This window comes from Bradyrhizobium sp. UFLA05-125 (assembly GCF_059803515.1).
Genome location: NZ_JBANBJ010000006.1, coordinates 31,225 through 46,740 on the forward strand (window position 1 = coordinate 31,225; position 15,516 = coordinate 46,740).

Sequence of the window (15,516 nt, forward strand, 5' to 3'; positions counted from 1 at the left end):
CGATGATCGCGCGACTATCCGTGAGCGATAGCCTGCCATGGCCGCAATGGGCCTATGTGCCCGGCGAAACCGAGATCGACGCCGATTGTGAGACGCTCGACGTGGCCAAGGCGCTCGTGCCTCCGGCCTTCCGCGGCCATGTGCCGGCTCGGCATCCGGCGCTGCGCTACGGGCTCGCGCTGAATGATCGCGGCTATTTCTGGGAGTCGCAGGAGATCCTGGAAGCGGTGTGGGCGGCGGCTCCCCAGCGCGGCCGCGAGCGCATCCTGCTCCGCGCCTGCATCTATGTTGCCAACGCGAACCTGCGGCTGCGCATCGTCAGGCCGCATTCGGCCTCGCGCCTGTTCGGCGAGGCACTCGAGGAGCTGCGCGAGCTCCGGACACGCAAGGCGTCCGCAGGTGGTGACGGCTTTGTCGACCGCTTTCCGACGGAGTCGCTGGTCGCTCTTCTCAGCGCCAAGCTCGATCGTCCGCAGCTGTCCAAGGCCGATTGGGTCCCGCTTGGGACGATCCCGCACCCCTGAGCAATCATGAAGCAAAATGCATATATGGTTCGCGAAGGACTAGACGCGATCCAAAATATGCATTATTGTGCATGTTAACGATTAAAACCAAACGCGCATAATCAAGCTCAAGGGTGGCCCATGGCCGGGGAAGATCGTCGCCTCGCAGGCGGTGCGAAGTTCATCGATTTCCAGACCGATCCGTCGCGCTACCGGCACTGGAAGCTCGCGATCGACGGCGACGTCGCGACGCTGACCATGGATGTCGACGAGAATGGCGGCCTGTTCGAGGGCTATCTGCTCAAGCTCAATTCCTACGACCTCGGCGTCGACATCGAGCTTGCCGATGCGATCCAGCGGCTGCGCTTCGAGCACCCCGAAGTGAAGGTCGTGCTGATGCGCTCGGCCAAGAACCGCGTGTTCTGCGCCGGCGCCAACATCCGCATGCTCGCCGGCTCGACCCACGCCCACAAGGTCAACTTCTGCAAGTTCACCAACGAGACCCGCAACGGCATGGAGGACTCCTCGGAGAATTCCGGCCAGCGCTTCATCACTGTCGTGAACGGCTCGGCCGCCGGTGGTGGCTATGAGCTCGCGCTCGCAACCGACCACATCATCCTTGCCGATGACGGCTCCTCCGCCGTAGCGCTGCCCGAAGTGCCGCTGCTCGCGGTGTTGCCGGGCACCGGCGGGCTCACGCGCGTCGTCGACAAGCGCAAGGTGCGCCGCGACCACGCCGACTTCTTCTGCACCATCGAGGAAGGCGTGAAGGGCAAGCGCGCCGTCGCCTGGCGGCTGGTCGACGAGATCGCGCCGAACTCGAAGCTCGAGGCGAAGATCACCGAGCGCGCGAGAGAGTTTGCCGCGTCATCCAAGCGTAGGGGTGGCGGCGGCCAGGGCATTGCCCTCACCCCGCTCGAGCGCATCGTCGACGAGACCAGCATCCGCTATGGTTTCGTCAGCGTCGATATCGATCGCGCCGCGCGCATCGCCACCGTCTCGATCAAGGCGCCGGAGGCCGCGCCTCCCGCCGATATCGACGGCCTGCTGGCGCAGGGCGCATCCTTCTGGCCGCTCCAGGTGGCGCGCGAGCTCGATGATGCGATCCTGCACCTGCGCATCAACGAGCTCGAGATCGCGATGCTCGTGTTCAAGAGCCATGGCGAGCGCGGCCATGTGCTTGCGTCCGATGCCTTCCTCGAAGCCAACAAGGCACACTGGCTGGTCAACGAGATCCGTCATTACTGGAAGCGCGTGCTCAAGCGCATCGACGTCACCTCGCGCACGCTGGTGACGCTGGTCGAACCCGGCTCGTGCTTTGCCGGCACGCTCGCCGAGCTCGTCTTCGCTGCCGACCGCTCGTACATGCTGATCGGTACGCGCCAGGGCGACAACCGCCCGCCGCCCTCGATCGAGCTCTCCGCGATGAATTTCGGCCCCTATCCGATGAGTCACGGGCTGACCCGCCTGCAATCGCGATTCCAGGCCGATCCGTCCGACGTGGACCGCGCGGAGGCCACCGTCGGAACCAGTCTCGATGCCGAGGAGGCCGAGGAGCTCGGCCTCGTCACCTTCGCGCTCGACGACATCGACTGGGACGACGAGGTCCGCGTGTTCCTCGAGGAGCGTGCGAGCTTCTCGCCCGACAGCCTCACCGGCATGGAAGCCAGCCTGCGCTTCGTTGGTCCGGAGACGATGGAGTCGAAAATCTTCGCGCGCCTGACCGCCTGGCAGAACTGGATCTTCCAGCGCCCGAACGCGGTCGGCGAGGAGGGCGCGCTGCGCCGTTACGGCAGCGGCCAGAAGCCGAAATTCGATATGACACGAGTTTAAGGAGACGCACGGCCATGAATATGAACATCATGAACGTCGACTACTCGACCAAGATTCCCAACAACGTGAATCTCGCCGAAGACCGCCAGGTGCTGAAGGCGCTGGAAGGCTGGCATCCGGGCTACATGGACTGGTGGAGCGACATGGGCCCGGAAGGCTTCCAGGAATCGCTGGTCTACTTGCGCACCGCTTACTCCGTCGACCCGCGCGGCTGGGCCAAGTTCGACTATGTGCGCATGCCCGACTATCGCTGGGGCATCCTGCTTGCGCCCCAGGAGGAAAATCGCGTCGTGCCCTTCGGCGAACACTATGGCGAGCCTGCCTGGCAGGAGGTCCCAGGCGAGCATCGCGCGATGCTGCGCCGCCTGATCGTGATCCAGGGCGACACCGAGCCTGCCTCCGTCGAGCAGCAGCGTCACCTCGGCAAGACCGCGCCCTCGCTCTACGACATGCGCAACCTGTTCCAGGTCAATGTCGAGGAAGGCCGTCACCTCTGGGCGATGGTATATCTGCTGCAGAAATATTTCGGGCGCGACGGCCGCGAGGAGGCGGACGAATTGTTGCGCCGCCGCTCCGGTGACGCGGACGCGCCGCGCATGCTGGGCGCCTTCAATGAGGCGACGCCGGACTGGCTGTCCTTCTTCATGTTCACCTATTTCACTGACCGCGACGGCAAGATGCAGCTGCACAGTCTCGCGCAGTCGGGCTTCGATCCGTTGTCTCGCACCTGCCGCTTCATGCTGACCGAAGAGGCGCATCACATGTTCGTCGGCGAGACCGGCATCACCCGCGTGGTGCAGCGGACCTGCGAGGCGATGAGCGAGGCGGGTATTTCCGATCCCACCGACATCGCCAAGGTGCGTGCGCTCGGCGTCATCGACCTGCCGACCATCCAGAAGAAGCTGAACCTCCACTACTCGCTGTCGCTCGATCTGTTCGGCTCGGAAGTGTCGACCAACGCTGCGAACGCGTTCAACGCCGGCATCAAGGGTCGCTACAAGGAAACTTCGATCGAGGACGATCACCAGCTCAAGACCGCGACCTACCCGGTCATGAAGTTCGTCGACGGCCAGATCAAGATGGTCGACGAGCCCGCGCTGACCGCGCTCAACATGCGGCTGCGCGACGACTACACCCAGGACTGCGTCAAGGGCATGCTGCGTTGGAACAAGGTGATCTCGACGGCGGGCTACGATTTCAGGTTGACGGTGCCGCACGTCACCTTCCACCGCCACATCGGCGAGTTCAAGGACGTGCACGCCACGCCCGAGGGTATCCTGATCGACGACGCCACCTGGGCCAAGCGCAAGGACGACTGGCTGCCGTCGACGAACGACGGCGACTTCATCGCATCCCTGATGAAGCCCGTCACCGAGATCGGCCAGTTCGCCTCCTGGATCTCGCCGCCGAAAGTCGGCATCGACAACAAGCCCGGCGACTTCGAGTACGTGAAGATCGAGTCGTAGAGGCTTGTTGGGCGCGATAGCGCGCCACACCCTTCAGTGTCGTCCCGGCGAAGGCCGGGACCCATAACCACCGGGAGATGTTGTGGCACGAGGTTGGTAACCACAAATCTTTGCCAAACTACTCCCTGGGGTTATGGGTCCCGGATCAGCGCTTCGCTTCGCTACGCTACGCTTGTCCGGGACGACAGTGGAGTGTGAGGCGCAGCATGTTGCCTGCCTCAGCTATCCCACCCGTCCCCTTTGATCCCCGCATTCGCGTAGACGATGCCGCCATCCACAGCGATGGTTGCGCCGACCACGTAGTCGCCGGCGCGCGAGGCGAGATAGATCGCCGTACCTGCCATGTCCTCGTCGGTGCCGATACGGCCGGCGGGCACGCGGGTTGCGACCTCGTCGCCGTGGTCGCGCGCAGCGCGGTTCATGTCCGATTTGAACGGGCCAGGCGCGATCGCGGTGACCACGATGTGATCGGGGATCAGCTTCACCGCCATCCGCCGCGTCAGGTGGATTAGCCCGGCCTTGCTCGCCGCATAGGAATACGTCTCCATCGGATTGACGAAGATGCCGTCGATCGAGGCGATGTTGATCACCTTCGCCGGCCGCTGCGCGGACGCCGCGGCGCGCAAGGGGGCGGCGAGCGCCTTGGTCAGGAAGAACGGCGACTTGACGTTGAGGTTCATCACCTTGTCCCAGCCGCTCTCCGGGAATTCGTCGAACTCCGAGCCCCAGGCTGCGCCGGCATTGTTGACGAGGATATCGAGCTTGGGCTCACGCTTCTTGATCTCGTTCGCCAACATCTCGACGCCGGCAAGGTTGGAGATGTCGATCGGCAACGCGATGCATTCGCCGTCATATTGCGCGGACAGCTCGTTCGCAGTCGCTTCGCAAGCCGTCGCCTTCCGCGCCGTGATGTAGACCCTTGCCGCGCCCTGGCTGAGGAAGCCTGCCGCGATCATCTTGCCGATACCGCGCGACCCGCCGGTGACGAGCGCAACTCGGTCCTTGAGCGAGAACAGATCCGTGAACATGACGCCTCCCTTGGTTGCCGCTCGTTGTGAGCGCGGTGGTGGGGGGAGTCAAGAATGTGCAACTGCCGACCCGCCTCATCCTGGGGAGCGCGTCAGCGCGTCTCGAAGGATGCGGGCGACCCATCCTTCGAGACGCGCTCCTCCGGAGCGCTGCTCAGGATGAGGTCGGTGTATTCGGATGAAGTCAGGCCGCAGCAAACCGGCGAAAGCCGTTCCACATTGCGGTGGCGGCGCCCGAGGTCAGCACCGGCAGGATGCGGGCGTCCTGGTAGTTGCCGTTGAGCGAGACGCGCGGCAGTGCGGTCGGGTGGATGGCATTCTCGGCGAACAGCATGCCCGGTCGCGTCGTCACCGCGGTCTTGAAACCGCTCGCTGCGGCCAGCGCGAATTCGCGTTCGCCCGCAGCATGACGGTCGCCATAGGGATAGGCGAAGTGCTGTACCGGGCGTCCGAGCGCGTGCTCGATCCGCACGCGGCTCACCGCCATCTCCTGCGCAACGATCTCCTCGTTCTGCTTGGCGAGATTGCAATGCGTGATGGTATGGGCACCGATCGCGACCTGCGGATCCGCAGCCAGGGCTTTCAGCTCGTCCCAGGACAGGCAGAGGTCGCGGCAGAGAGCAGGCAAGTCGACATCGTACTTCGTACAGAGCGCCGTGATCTCGCGCTGAAGGTCGTGCTCGCCCGGCAGTGCGCGCAGCCAGTCATGGATCCGGTCGAACGCCGCCTGCTTCGCAGGCGTGGTCGTGGCATCGAGCCGCCATGCAGCGTTGCCGATCTGCACCTCGATATCGCTCGTCTTGGCGATGACAGCCTCGAGCGCGATCCACCAGAGGCGTCCGGTGCCCTCGGCGAAATCGCTCGCGACATAGATGGTCGAAGGTGCGGCGAACTCGCGCAGTACGGGGACCGCAAAATCGCGGTTGTCGCGGTAGCCGTCGTCGAGCGTGAAGGCAGCGAAGCGGCGGGTGAACCGGCCTTGCGCGAGCCGATCATGCAATTCGTCCATCGAGACGATGTCGATGTCGTGCGAGCGGAGATGGCGCAGCGTGGCGCGCAGGAAGTCCGGCGTGACCTCGAGGTGCCGGTTGGGCTGGAACGCATCCTCTCGCGGCGGCCGCACATGGTGCAGCATGAAAATAGCGCCGACGCCGGCGAGCAGCGGCCGCAGCAGGTGGTGCGCCCCGCTGAAATAGAGTGCTTCCAGCCCGACGCGGATGACGTTGTTGCGCAGTTGTTTCATCGAAGGCTGGTTGACCCCGTCATTCCATGGTCAACCTAGGGGAGAACCCTTGAAGAAAAAGTTAGTCCGGTTGCTCACCAAGAGCCTTCACATGGCCGCCATTTCCGGTTTGACAGCCCGCCAAGGGTTTGTTTTGTCTCCGGTTCCAGAGTTCGGGTCGTCGAATGCAGAAGCTTTTCAGGTGGGCCAGCAAATGGTGGCCGGGGTTGATCCCGTTGGCCGTCATGTGGGGAATTGCGGCCTGGAATAACACGTTGCCGCTGGAAGCCGACCTGTCCGCCCGCTCCGCCGCAGCGCTCAAGAATACCGTTCTGGACAAGACCCGGATCGAGGTGGTCGGCCGCGACGTCACTTTTGCCGCCGAAGCGTTCTCGGAGGAGGGCCGTCGCGACGCCGTCGTGGCGGTCGAAACCGTGCCGGGCGTGCGCCTGGTCGACGACCAGACCCGGCTGGTTCCCGAGGCCAAGCCCTTCGTCTGGAACGCGGAACGGGACGTCGTCCGGGTCACCCTGTCCGGCAGCGCGCCGCTGCCGGGGGTCAAGGGCCGGCTGGTGGAGGCCGCCCGCAAGGATCTCGGCGGCATCGAGGTCGCCGATCAGATGGGATTGGCGCGCGGCGCACCGCCGCGCTTCGAGAATGCCGCAATGCTCCTGCTCGACCAGGTCGGCAAGCTCAAGGACGGCAAGATCACGATCTCCGACACCAGCGTCAGCCTGTCCGGCATGGCGCGCGAGCTCGGCGGCCGCGAAGCCATTGCGGCGGCGCTGAAGAATTTGCCCGAGGGTTTTTCGGTCGCGACCAACGACGTCAAGGCGCCGCCTTACATCTTCCAGGCCTACAAGGATCCGGTCGCGGCGACCGTGACGCTGACCGGCTACGTTCCCGACAACAATATCCACGCGGCCATCGCCACAGCGGCGGGGCGAAAATTCTTCGGCGAGAAGGTCGTCGACAATCTCAAGGCCAGCGTCGGCGCGCCTGCTTCGTTCGGCAGTTCGGTGGTCGCCGCGCTTGGGGCTCTGTCACGGCTGTCGACCGGCACGCTGGTGGTGTCGGATCGCGAGGTGAAGCTGTCGGGTGATGCACTCTACGAGGGCGCGGCAGCCGATATCCGCGCGGGCCTCGGCAAGGATTTTCCCAAGACCTGGCAGTACAAGCCGGAAATCACCGTGAAGCCTGCTGCCGGTCCGGTCGATGGCACGGTTTGTCAACAGCTGTTCTCCGAACTCCTGACCAAGGGCAAAATCCGCTTCGAACCGAAGCGCGCCACGATCGACCCGGATTCCGCGGGTCTCCTCGATCACCTCATCGAAACGGCGCTGCGCTGTCCGAACGCCACGATCGAGGTCGCAGGCCACACCGACGCCGACGGCGAGGACGCCTTCAACCAGGCACTGTCGGAGAAGCGCGCCCAGGCCGTGATCGACTATCTCGTCAAGGCGGGCCTTCCGGCCGATCGCTTCACGGCGGTCGGCTATGGCAGCACGCAGCCGGTTGCCGGCAACGATACCGACGAAGGCAAGGCACAAAACCGCCGCATCGAATTTCTGGTGAGATGACATGTTATTTCTGTTGTCGTTCCATTGGGGTTGGCTGGTCGGATCGTTGCTGCTCGGACTGGCGATGGGATGGATCTCGGTGGTCCAGCGCGGCAACGGCACATCGAAGGTGCTGGCGCGCTGGCTTGCGGTCCTCGTGGCTGCCCTCGTCGCAGCCTCGCTTGCCCGCGTGGTCCCCGGCCGTTTCGGCTACTGGCTCGACCTCGGCCTTACCATGTTCGGCTGCTATCTCGTCGGCTGCACCATTGGTGCATGCCTGCGCAACTGGGTCGTCTCGCGCAGCGCGCCCGCGGCCTGAGCCTTGCACATGCCCATGCGCAAGGCGCACTGACTGCCCTGGTGACTGCGCCTTGGGCGCCGCGCAGGGCCGCGGCGCTTCGGCGCATGCCATAACCGTATTCCGGCCTGCCCTTCCACCGTCGATCGCGGACCCAAAGAATTGACGTCGGCTTAAGCCGCGTTGGAACATTGCACGGGTGAAATCATCAAAACTTCATGGCCCGTACGCAGGATCGCGATACAGATTCGGCAAAGGCCGTCGCGAAAAAGAGCCAAACGGTGCAAGGCAAATACGGGCACCTGCCTAAAATATTGAAGAAACGCGTTTTTGTGCTTATTGGCGAATTCCACTCCAGGCCAAAACGCGCTACTGGAGGGGCGGGGGGCATGCGCGAAGCTGGAGCCGGCGCCGAGGGGTTGCCGGGTACCTGCACGTCCGCCACTTCGCCGGCCGCCACGGCCGCGGAAGCGTAGTTCGAGGTCTAGATGCTGGAAGCCATACGCAGGGCCATGACGTTTCTGCGCCAGAAGCAAATCCTGCATAAGCTTGGCGTCGTGATCAGCGTGACGGTCATCGGCATCGCTTGCTACGTGCTCTACCACATGCTGCGCGGCATCGACTTCCACGAGGTGGTCGAGGCGATCAAGAGCACCGAGCCGAGCCAGATCGCGATGGCGGCGCTGTTCGTGGCCGCCGGCTATTTCACCCTGACCTTCTACGATCTGTTTGCGACGCGCGCGATCGGCCACGCCCATGTGCCCTACCGCATCAATGCGCTCGCCGCCTTCACCAGCTACTCGATCGGCCACAATGTCGGCGCCAGCGTCTTCACCGGCGGCGCGGTGCGCTATCGCATCTACTCGGCCTGGGGCCTCAATGCGATCGACGTCGCCAAGATCTGTTTCCTCGCCGGCCTCACGTTCTGGCTCGGCAATGCCGCGGTGCTCGGCCTCGGGATTACCTATCACCCCGAAGCTGCAGCCGCGATCGACCAGCTCCCGCCCTGGCTCAACCGGCTCGTCGCCATGGGCATCATCGTCGCACTGGTCGCCTATGTCGTCTGGGTCTGGACCCAGCCGCGCGTGGTCGGTCGTGGTCCCTGGACGGTGGTGCTGCCGGGCGGCCCGCTGACGTTGCTCCAGATCGCGATCGGCATCGTCGATCTCGGCTTCTGCGCGCTCGCGATGTACGTGCTGGTTCCGGACGAGCCCAATCTCGGCTTCGTCGTGGTCGCGGTGATCTTCGTCTCCGCCACGCTGCTCGGCTTCGCCAGTCACTCCCCCGGCGGCCTCGGCGTATTCGACGCCGCCATGCTGGTCGGGCTGTGGCAGATGGACCGCGAGGAGCTTCTCGGAGGAATGCTGCTGTTCCGCGTCCTCTATTATCTTTCGCCCTTTGTCATATCTGTAATCTTGCTGACGTTTCGAGAGGTTATTATCGGCGCCCGATCGAAACGCCTGCAGCAGGCGGCCCTCAAGCTCGATCCGGGTCCTGCGCGCGAAGCCGCTTATGTGAGAGAGCGCAGCGACAAGAGCGCCTGACCGGCCGACAATTCTTAAGGAGAAGCCTGCCCCGATGGCGATCGATGCCCACCCTTCTCCCTCGGTCCAGCCCTGGTCCGACCGGCTGCGGCACGCCGCGATCATCCTGATTGCGGCGGCGCTGGCGCTGTCGGTGGTGGTCTCGCTCGGGGAATTGTCGGCGATGCGAGCGCTGGCGGTGTTTCTCTGCATCGCGGCGGCGGCGCTGATCCCTTGGCGTCTGCACGATACTGCCGCCTCGCGCGACGATGTTCGCCGTGTCAACCCGGTCGAAAACGCGGCGGTGGCCGCGGTGGTCTCGGGCATGCCGGACCCGGCCGTTCTGCTCGACCGTGCCGGACGCGTCATCCATCTCAATGCCGCCGCAGCCCGGCTCGCGCCGGCGCTGCGCAAGAACGAGCTCGCCCAGTTCGCGCTACGCTCGCCCGAGATCATCACCGCGCTGCGCGAGGCGATCGCGACCAGCGAGCCACGCCGCGCCGACTATCTCGATCACGTGCCAGTCGACCGCTGGATGGAGCTGATCATCACGCCGGTCCCGGTGCCGACCACGTTCGGCGGCGCCGACAAATGCATGCTGATGACCTTCCACGACCAGACCCCGTTGCGTCGGGTCGAGGAGATGCGCGCCGATTTCGTCGCCAATGCCAGCCACGAGCTGCGCACGCCGCTGGCCGCACTCTCCGGCTTCATCGATACCCTTCAGGGCCAGGCCAAGGACGATCCGAAAGCGCGCGAGCGCTTCCTCGGCATCATGCACACCCAGGCGACCCGCATGGCGCGGCTGATCGACGATCTGTTGTCGCTGTCGCGGGTGGAATTGTCGGCACATGTGCGACCCGACACGCTCGTCGATGTCGTGCCGATCATCCGCCAGGTCGCCGACGGGCTCGAACCGCTGGCGCGCGAGCGCCAGGTAGACGTCCAGATCGATCTGCCGGAGACGGCGGTGATGATCGCGGGCGACCGCGAGGAGCTGTTGCGGCTGTTCGAGAACCTGATCGAGAACGCGCTGAAATACGGCGCCTCAGGCGGGCGGGTGATCGTCTCGCTCTCCATGGTCACGGCGGCCGATGGCTCGCCGGAAATTCGGGTCATGGTGCGCGACTTCGGCCCCGGCATTGCGCCGGAACACCTTCCGCGGCTGACGGAGCGCTTCTACCGGGTTGACGTCGGCGACAGCCGCTCGCAGGGCGGGACGGGCCTCGGTTTGTCGCTGGTGAAACATATTGTTAACCGGCATCGCGGCCGGCTTTTGATCGAAAGCGTGCTCAGACAGGGTGCCACTTTCACCGCCTGTTTTCCCCAGGCGAAGCCTCCGGCTTCAACCTGAAATGCAAACTATTTCAGTTGCTTAAGTCCGTCATCCCACTGTCACGAAACCTTCGTAAAAGCACTACCGACCGCTCCTAAACGAGCGGCGCGGGAGCGCGATCGGGCGCGCGTGGCGCTTCGCTCCCCACTATGGAGACCAGCATGAATTTCATCAAAACTATCGTCGCTGCTGGCTTGGTCGCCGCATCGACGTCGGCCTTCGCTGCCGATATCACCGGCGCCGGCGCGACCTTCCCGTTCCCGATCTATTCGAAGTGGGCTGACGCCTACAAGAAGGAGACCGGCAACGGTCTGAACTATCAGTCGATCGGCTCCGGCGGCGGCATCAAGCAGATCCAGGCCAAGACCGTGACCTTCGGTGCCAGCGATGCGCCGCTCAAGGCCGAGCAGCTCGAAAAGGACGGCCTCGTTCAGTGGCCGATGGTCATGGGCGCCATCGTCCCCGTGGTCAACATCGAGGGCGTGAAGCCCGGCGAGCTGACTTTCGACGGCGAGACCCTCGCCAACATCTACCTCGGCAAGATCACCAAGTGGGATGACGCCGCCATCAAGAAGCTCAATCCGAACGTGAAGCTGCCGTCGGACGCGATCACCGTCGTTCGCCGCTCGGACGGTTCGGGCACCACTTTCAACTTCACCAACTACCTCTCCAAGGCCAGCGCGGACTGGAAGAGCAAGGTCGGTGAGGGTACGGCCGTCGAATGGCCGGTCGGCGTCGGCGCCAAGGGCAACGAAGGCGTGTCGGGCAACATCAGCCAGACCAAGAACTCGATCGGTTATGTCGAGTACGCCTATGCCAAGCAGAACAAGCTGACCTACGCCGGTCTCGTCAACAAGGCCGGCAAGCCGGTGCAGCCGACCGTCGAGGCGTTCCAGGCGGCCGCGTCCAACGCCGACTGGGCCAAGGCTCCGGGCTACTACGTCATCCTGACCGACCAGCCCGGCGACAAGTCCTGGCCGATCACCGCGGCGACCTTCATCCTGATGCACAAGGATGCCACCGACAAGGCGGCCTCGCAGGAAGCCATCAAGTTCTTCCGCTGGGCCTTCAAGAACGGCGACAAGGCGGCCGAGGAGCTCGACTACATCCCGATGCCCGACAGCGTCGTTCAGCTGATCGAGAAGACCTGGGCTGCCGAGATCAAGAGCTGATCGCAGCGTAGCGAAACTCGCGCTCCGTCACACGCGGAGCGCGAGTGGCAAAATCGACCCGGAACTCCCTGGAGGATTCCGGGCCTGGTCTTCGGACCATCCCGAACGACGCGGGACAAATCGTCGACAAGACCGCCTCCATCGGCGGCGTGCAGATGACGTAAAAGGTACAATAGGGGATCGGCGTGGCAGAGATGGCCGTTCAGAGCGATATCGTCGACGACGCCGGACCATATGATCGCGCCAAGGCCTTGAGCGCGTTCAAGCTCGGCGACCTGACCTTCTACTGGATCACGCGGCTCAGCGCGATCTCGGTGCTTTTGATCCTCGGCGGCATCATCGTGTCGCTGATCGTCGGCGCCTTCCCGGCGATGAAGGAGTACGGCCTCGCGTTCCTGTGGACGCAGCGCTGGGCGCCGTCCGCCGATCCGCCGGTCCTCGGCGCGCTCGGGCCGATGTACGGCACGCTCGTCACTTCGTTCATTGCGATGCTGATCGCCATTCCCGTGGGGCTTGGCATTGCGATCTTCCTCACCGAGCTCTGCCCGCAATGGCTGCGCCGCCCGATCGGCATGGCCGTCGAACTGCTCGCCGGCATTCCCTCGATCATCTACGGCATGTGGGGCTTCTTCGTGCTGGGCCCGTTCCTGGCCAACACCTTCCAGCCCTTCATGATCAAGCTGTTCGACGGCGTTCCCGTGCTGGGCGCGATCTTCGCTGGCCCGCCGTCCTATCTCAGCCTGTTCAACGCCGCGCTGATCCTCGCGATCATGGTGCTGCCCTTCATCACCTCGATCTCGGTCGACGTGTTCAAGACTGTGCCGCCGGTCCTCAAAGAGGCCGCCTACGGCGTCGGCTGCACCACCTGGGAGGTCGTGCGCAGCGTGGTGATCCCCTATACGCGCGTCGGCATCATCGGCGGCGTCATGCTCGCCCTCGGCCGCGCGCTGGGCGAGACCATGGCGGTGACCTTCATCATCGGCAATTCCTTCCGTATATCGTCCTCGATCTTCGCGCCGGGCACCACGATCTCGGCGGCGATCGCGAGCGAGTTCGCCGAGAGCGACGGCCTGCACCAGTCAGGCCTGATCCTGCTCGGCCTCCTGCTGTTCGTGCTGACGTTCTTCGTGCTCGCAGGCGCGCGGCTGATGCTGCTGCGTCTCGAAAAGAAGGCGGGGAAGTAACATGAACCCGATTTACGCACGTCGCCGCCGCAAGGACATCGTCGTCCGCGGTCTCTGCATCGGTGCCGCCGCCTTTGGCGTCACCTGGCTCGCGCTGATCCTGATCACGCTGCTCTACAACGGCATCACCGGTCTGAACCTTCAGATCTTCATCGCGGACACTCCGCCCCCGGGCTCGACCGAAGGCGGCCTGCGCAACGCCATCATCGGTTCGATCATCATGACCGTGATCGGCGTCGGCATCGGCGCACCGCTCGGCATGTTCGCCGGCACCTATCTCGCCGAATACGGCCGCAACAACAAGCTGACCTCGGTGATCCGCTTCATCAACGACATCCTCTTGTCGGCGCCCTCGATCATCATCGGCCTGTTCATCTATGGCGCGGTGGTGGTGCCGATGCGTGGCTTCTCCGCGATCGCCGGCGCGCTGGCGCTCGCCGTCATCGTGATCCCGGTCGTGCTGCGCACCACCGAGGACATGCTGTTGCTGGTGCCGAACGCGTTGCGTGAGGCGGCTTCCGCCCTCGGTCTGCCGCGCTCGCTGGTGATCAAGCGGATCGCCTACCGCGCGGCGCGCTCCGGCCTCATCACCGGCGTGCTGCTCGCGACCGCCCGCGTCGCCGGCGAGACCGCGCCGCTACTGTTCACCGCGCTGTCGAACCAGTTCTTCAGCCTGAGCCTGAACAAGACGATGGCGAACCTGCCGGTCACCATCAACAACTTCGTTCAGAGCCCCTACGCCTATTGGAAGCAACTGGCCTGGAGCGGGGCGCTTCTGATCACCCTGACCGTGCTTGCCCTGAACATTGGCGCGCGCATTCTTGGCGCCGAGAGGACTGCAAAATGAGCGATCTGTCCGTTTCCGTAGGTTCCACCGGGCGTCAGGCCTCGCCGACGCTGCCTGAGGCTCCGGCCAAGGTGACGGTGCGCAACCTCAACTTCTATTACGGCGAACACCACGCGCTGAAGAACATCAACATGACGCTCGGCACCAACCGCGTCACGGCGTTCATCGGCCCGTCCGGCTGCGGCAAGTCGACCCTGCTGCGCATCTTCAACCGGATGTACGATCTCTATCCGGGGCAGCGCGCCACCGGTCAGCTGATGCTGGACCAGACCAACATCCTCGACCCCAAGCTCGACCTCAACCTGCTGCGTGCCCGGGTCGGCATGGTGTTCCAGAAGCCGACGCCGTTCCCGATGACGATCTATGAGAACATCGCCTTCGGCATCCGCCTCTATGAGAAGATCTCCAAGTCCGAGATGGACGACCGGGTCGAGAAGGCGCTGCGCGGTGGTGCGCTGTGGAACGAAGTCAAGGACAAGCTCAACGCCTCCGGCCTGTCGCTCTCCGGTGGCCAGCAGCAGCGTCTCTGCATCGCCCGCACCGTGGCGGTGCGCCCCGAGGTGATCCTGTTCGACGAGCCCTGCTCGGCGCTCGATCCGATCTCGACCGCCAAGGTCGAGGAGCTGATCCAGGAGCTCGCCGAGAACTACACGATCGCGATCGTCACCCACAACATGCAGCAGGCGGCGCGCGTCTCCGACAAGACCGCCTTCATGTATCTCGGCGAGCTCATCGAGTTCGACGAGACCAGCAAGATCTTCACGTCGCCCAGCGACCGGCGTACCCAGGACTACATCACCGGCCGCTTCGGCTGAGGAGACAGGAAATGGCTTCTGAACATACCGCAAAGGCCTTCGACACCGACCTCCAGGAGCTTACGCGGCTCGTTGCGGAGATGGGTGGCCTTGCCGAGCGCATGATCGTCGATTCCGTCGATGCGCTGATCCGCCGTGACGTCGCGCTCGGCCAGCGCGTGGTAGCAACCGACGCCGAGATCGACGCGCTCCAGAAGAAGATCGAGGAGCGCGCCGTGCTCACGATCGCGCGCCGCCAGCCGATGGCGGTCGACCTGCGCGAGATCGTCGGCGCCATGCGCGTTGCGACCGATCTGGAGCGCATCGGCGACCTCGCCAAGAACATGGGCAAGCGCGTCGCCGCGCTCGAGACCGATTTCCATCCGCTAAAGCTGTTCCGCGGCCTGGAGCACATGACCGACCTCGTGCAGCAGCAGGTCAAGTCGGTGCTGGACGCCTATGCCGCGCATGATCTGCCAGCGGCGATGATGGTGTGGAAGGGCGACGAGGAGGTCGACGCGATCTGCACTTCGCTGTTCCGCGAGCTCCTGACCTACATGATGGAGGATCCGCGCAACATTTCGTTCTGCATCCATTTGATGTTCTGCGCCAAGAATATCGAGCGGATCGGCGACCATGCGACCAACATCGCCGAGACCGTCTTCTATATGATCGAAGGTCAGGCCATCGCGGACAAGCGTCCGAAGGGCGACATGACCACCTTCGCCACGACCGTGCCGAACACTTAAGG

14 protein-coding genes are annotated in these 15,516 nt (G+C 64.2%); 12 read left to right on the forward strand and 2 right to left on the reverse strand.

The window, feature by feature from the left end:
• Window positions 1-2 precede the first annotated feature (2 nt).
• The 3 genes from SO156_RS09015 to boxB all read left to right on the forward strand — a co-directional run bounded on the left by SO156_RS09015 (window position 3) and on the right by boxB (window position 3,802).
• Window positions 3-524 carry a DUF309 domain-containing protein gene (locus tag SO156_RS09015; protein ID WP_458148484.1) on the forward strand — a complete coding sequence of 174 codons (522 nt, stop codon included), beginning with the start codon at window positions 3-5 and terminating at the stop codon, window positions 522-524.
• A 120-nt stretch (window positions 525-644) separates the two neighbouring features.
• Window positions 645-2,336, forward strand: a complete 1,692-nt coding sequence (boxC, locus tag SO156_RS09020; RefSeq protein ID WP_458148485.1) for a 2,3-epoxybenzoyl-CoA dihydrolase — start codon at window positions 645-647, stop codon at window positions 2,334-2,336.
• Between the two features lie 14 nt (window positions 2,337-2,350).
• Complete coding sequence (gene boxB, locus SO156_RS09025) at window positions 2,351-3,802, forward strand: benzoyl-CoA 2,3-epoxidase subunit BoxB (protein WP_498534537.1); 1,452 nt, start codon at window positions 2,351-2,353, stop codon at window positions 3,800-3,802.
• Between the two features lie 218 nt (window positions 3,803-4,020).
• Here the strand turns inward: boxB and SO156_RS09030 are convergent, their stop codons facing one another.
• Together SO156_RS09030 and SO156_RS09035 are read right to left on the reverse strand one after the other, a co-directional pair.
• Window positions 4,021-4,830, reverse strand: coding sequence for an SDR family oxidoreductase (locus SO156_RS09030; protein WP_498534538.1), 810 nt, complete (start codon window positions 4,828-4,830; stop codon window positions 4,021-4,023).
• 184 nt (window positions 4,831-5,014) lie between these two features.
• A complete protein-coding gene (locus SO156_RS09035) occupies window positions 5,015-6,073 on the reverse strand; it encodes a polysaccharide deacetylase family protein (RefSeq protein WP_498534539.1) in 1,059 nt (352 codons plus the stop codon).
• Between the two features lie 164 nt (window positions 6,074-6,237).
• Between SO156_RS09035 and SO156_RS09040 the strand changes: the two genes are divergently transcribed.
• The 9 genes from SO156_RS09040 (at window position 6,238) to phoU (ending at window position 15,514) form a co-directional block, all read left to right on the forward strand.
• Window positions 6,238-7,632, forward strand: a complete 1,395-nt coding sequence (locus SO156_RS09040; protein WP_498534540.1) for an OmpA family protein — start codon at window positions 6,238-6,240, stop codon at window positions 7,630-7,632.
• A 1-nt stretch (window position 7,633) separates the two neighbouring features.
• Window positions 7,634-7,930 carry a hypothetical protein gene (locus SO156_RS09045; protein WP_458148490.1) on the forward strand — a complete coding sequence of 99 codons (297 nt, stop codon included), beginning with the start codon at window positions 7,634-7,636 and terminating at the stop codon, window positions 7,928-7,930.
• Window positions 7,931-8,397: 467 nt separating this feature from the next.
• On the forward strand, window positions 8,398-9,453 hold the full coding sequence (locus tag SO156_RS09050; RefSeq protein ID WP_458148491.1) for a putative bifunctional lysylphosphatidylglycerol flippase/synthetase: 1,056 nt from the start codon (window positions 8,398-8,400) through the stop codon (window positions 9,451-9,453).
• Window positions 9,454-9,487: 34 nt separating this feature from the next.
• Window positions 9,488-10,786, forward strand: coding sequence for an ATP-binding protein (locus SO156_RS09055; protein ID WP_458148492.1), 1,299 nt, complete (start codon window positions 9,488-9,490; stop codon window positions 10,784-10,786).
• A 143-nt stretch (window positions 10,787-10,929) separates the two neighbouring features.
• On the forward strand, window positions 10,930-11,940 hold the full coding sequence (gene pstS / locus SO156_RS09060; protein ID WP_498534541.1) for a phosphate ABC transporter substrate-binding protein PstS: 1,011 nt from the start codon (window positions 10,930-10,932) through the stop codon (window positions 11,938-11,940).
• A gap of 194 nt (window positions 11,941-12,134) precedes the next feature.
• Window positions 12,135-13,124: a phosphate ABC transporter permease subunit PstC gene (gene pstC, locus SO156_RS09065; protein WP_498534620.1), complete on the forward strand. Its 990-nt coding sequence runs from the start codon at window positions 12,135-12,137 to the stop codon at window positions 13,122-13,124.
• A 1-nt stretch (window position 13,125) separates the two neighbouring features.
• Window positions 13,126-13,971 carry a phosphate ABC transporter permease PstA gene (gene pstA / locus SO156_RS09070; protein ID WP_498534542.1) on the forward strand — a complete coding sequence of 282 codons (846 nt, stop codon included), beginning with the start codon at window positions 13,126-13,128 and terminating at the stop codon, window positions 13,969-13,971.
• Window positions 13,968-14,786 (forward strand): phosphate ABC transporter ATP-binding protein PstB, encoded by an 819-nt coding sequence (pstB, locus tag SO156_RS09075; protein WP_458148495.1) that lies wholly within the window; start codon window positions 13,968-13,970, stop codon window positions 14,784-14,786. The genes pstA and pstB overlap by 4 nt, the downstream gene beginning before the upstream one ends.
• Window positions 14,787-14,797: 11 nt before the next feature.
• Window positions 14,798-15,514, forward strand: coding sequence for a phosphate signaling complex protein PhoU (phoU, locus tag SO156_RS09080; RefSeq protein ID WP_027521516.1), 717 nt, complete (start codon window positions 14,798-14,800; stop codon window positions 15,512-15,514).
• Window positions 15,515-15,516: the final 2 nt, after the last annotated feature.

Excerpts from the sequence above, each read along its gene's own strand:
- SO156_RS09045 (WP_458148490.1), top strand. The coding sequence starts at position 7,634 with ATGTTATTTCTGTTGTCGTTCCATTGGGGTTGGCTGGTCGGATCGTTG.
- SO156_RS09050 (WP_458148491.1), top strand. The coding sequence starts at position 8,398 with ATGCTGGAAGCCATACGCAGGGCCATGACGTTTCTGCGCCAGAAGCAA.
- SO156_RS09055 (WP_458148492.1), top strand. The coding sequence starts at position 9,488 with ATGGCGATCGATGCCCACCCTTCTCCCTCGGTCCAGCCCTGGTCCGAC.
- boxB (WP_498534537.1), top strand. The coding sequence starts at position 2,351 with ATGAATATGAACATCATGAACGTCGACTACTCGACCAAGATTCCCAAC.
- SO156_RS09040 (WP_498534540.1), top strand. The coding sequence starts at position 6,238 with ATGCAGAAGCTTTTCAGGTGGGCCAGCAAATGGTGGCCGGGGTTGATC.
- pstS (WP_498534541.1), top strand. The coding sequence starts at position 10,930 with ATGAATTTCATCAAAACTATCGTCGCTGCTGGCTTGGTCGCCGCATCG.
- phoU (WP_027521516.1), top strand. The coding sequence starts at position 14,798 with ATGGCTTCTGAACATACCGCAAAGGCCTTCGACACCGACCTCCAGGAG.
- boxC (WP_458148485.1), top strand. The coding sequence starts at position 645 with ATGGCCGGGGAAGATCGTCGCCTCGCAGGCGGTGCGAAGTTCATCGAT.
- SO156_RS09030 (WP_498534538.1), bottom strand. The coding sequence starts at position 4,830 with ATGTTCACGGATCTGTTCTCGCTCAAGGACCGAGTTGCGCTCGTCACC.
- pstA (WP_498534542.1), top strand. The coding sequence starts at position 13,126 with ATGAACCCGATTTACGCACGTCGCCGCCGCAAGGACATCGTCGTCCGC.
- pstB (WP_458148495.1), top strand. The coding sequence starts at position 13,968 with ATGAGCGATCTGTCCGTTTCCGTAGGTTCCACCGGGCGTCAGGCCTCG.
- SO156_RS09035 (WP_498534539.1), bottom strand. The coding sequence starts at position 6,073 with ATGAAACAACTGCGCAACAACGTCATCCGCGTCGGGCTGGAAGCACTC.
- pstC (WP_498534620.1), top strand. The coding sequence starts at position 12,135 with ATGGCCGTTCAGAGCGATATCGTCGACGACGCCGGACCATATGATCGC.
- SO156_RS09015 (WP_458148484.1), top strand. The coding sequence starts at position 3 with ATGATCGCGCGACTATCCGTGAGCGATAGCCTGCCATGGCCGCAATGG.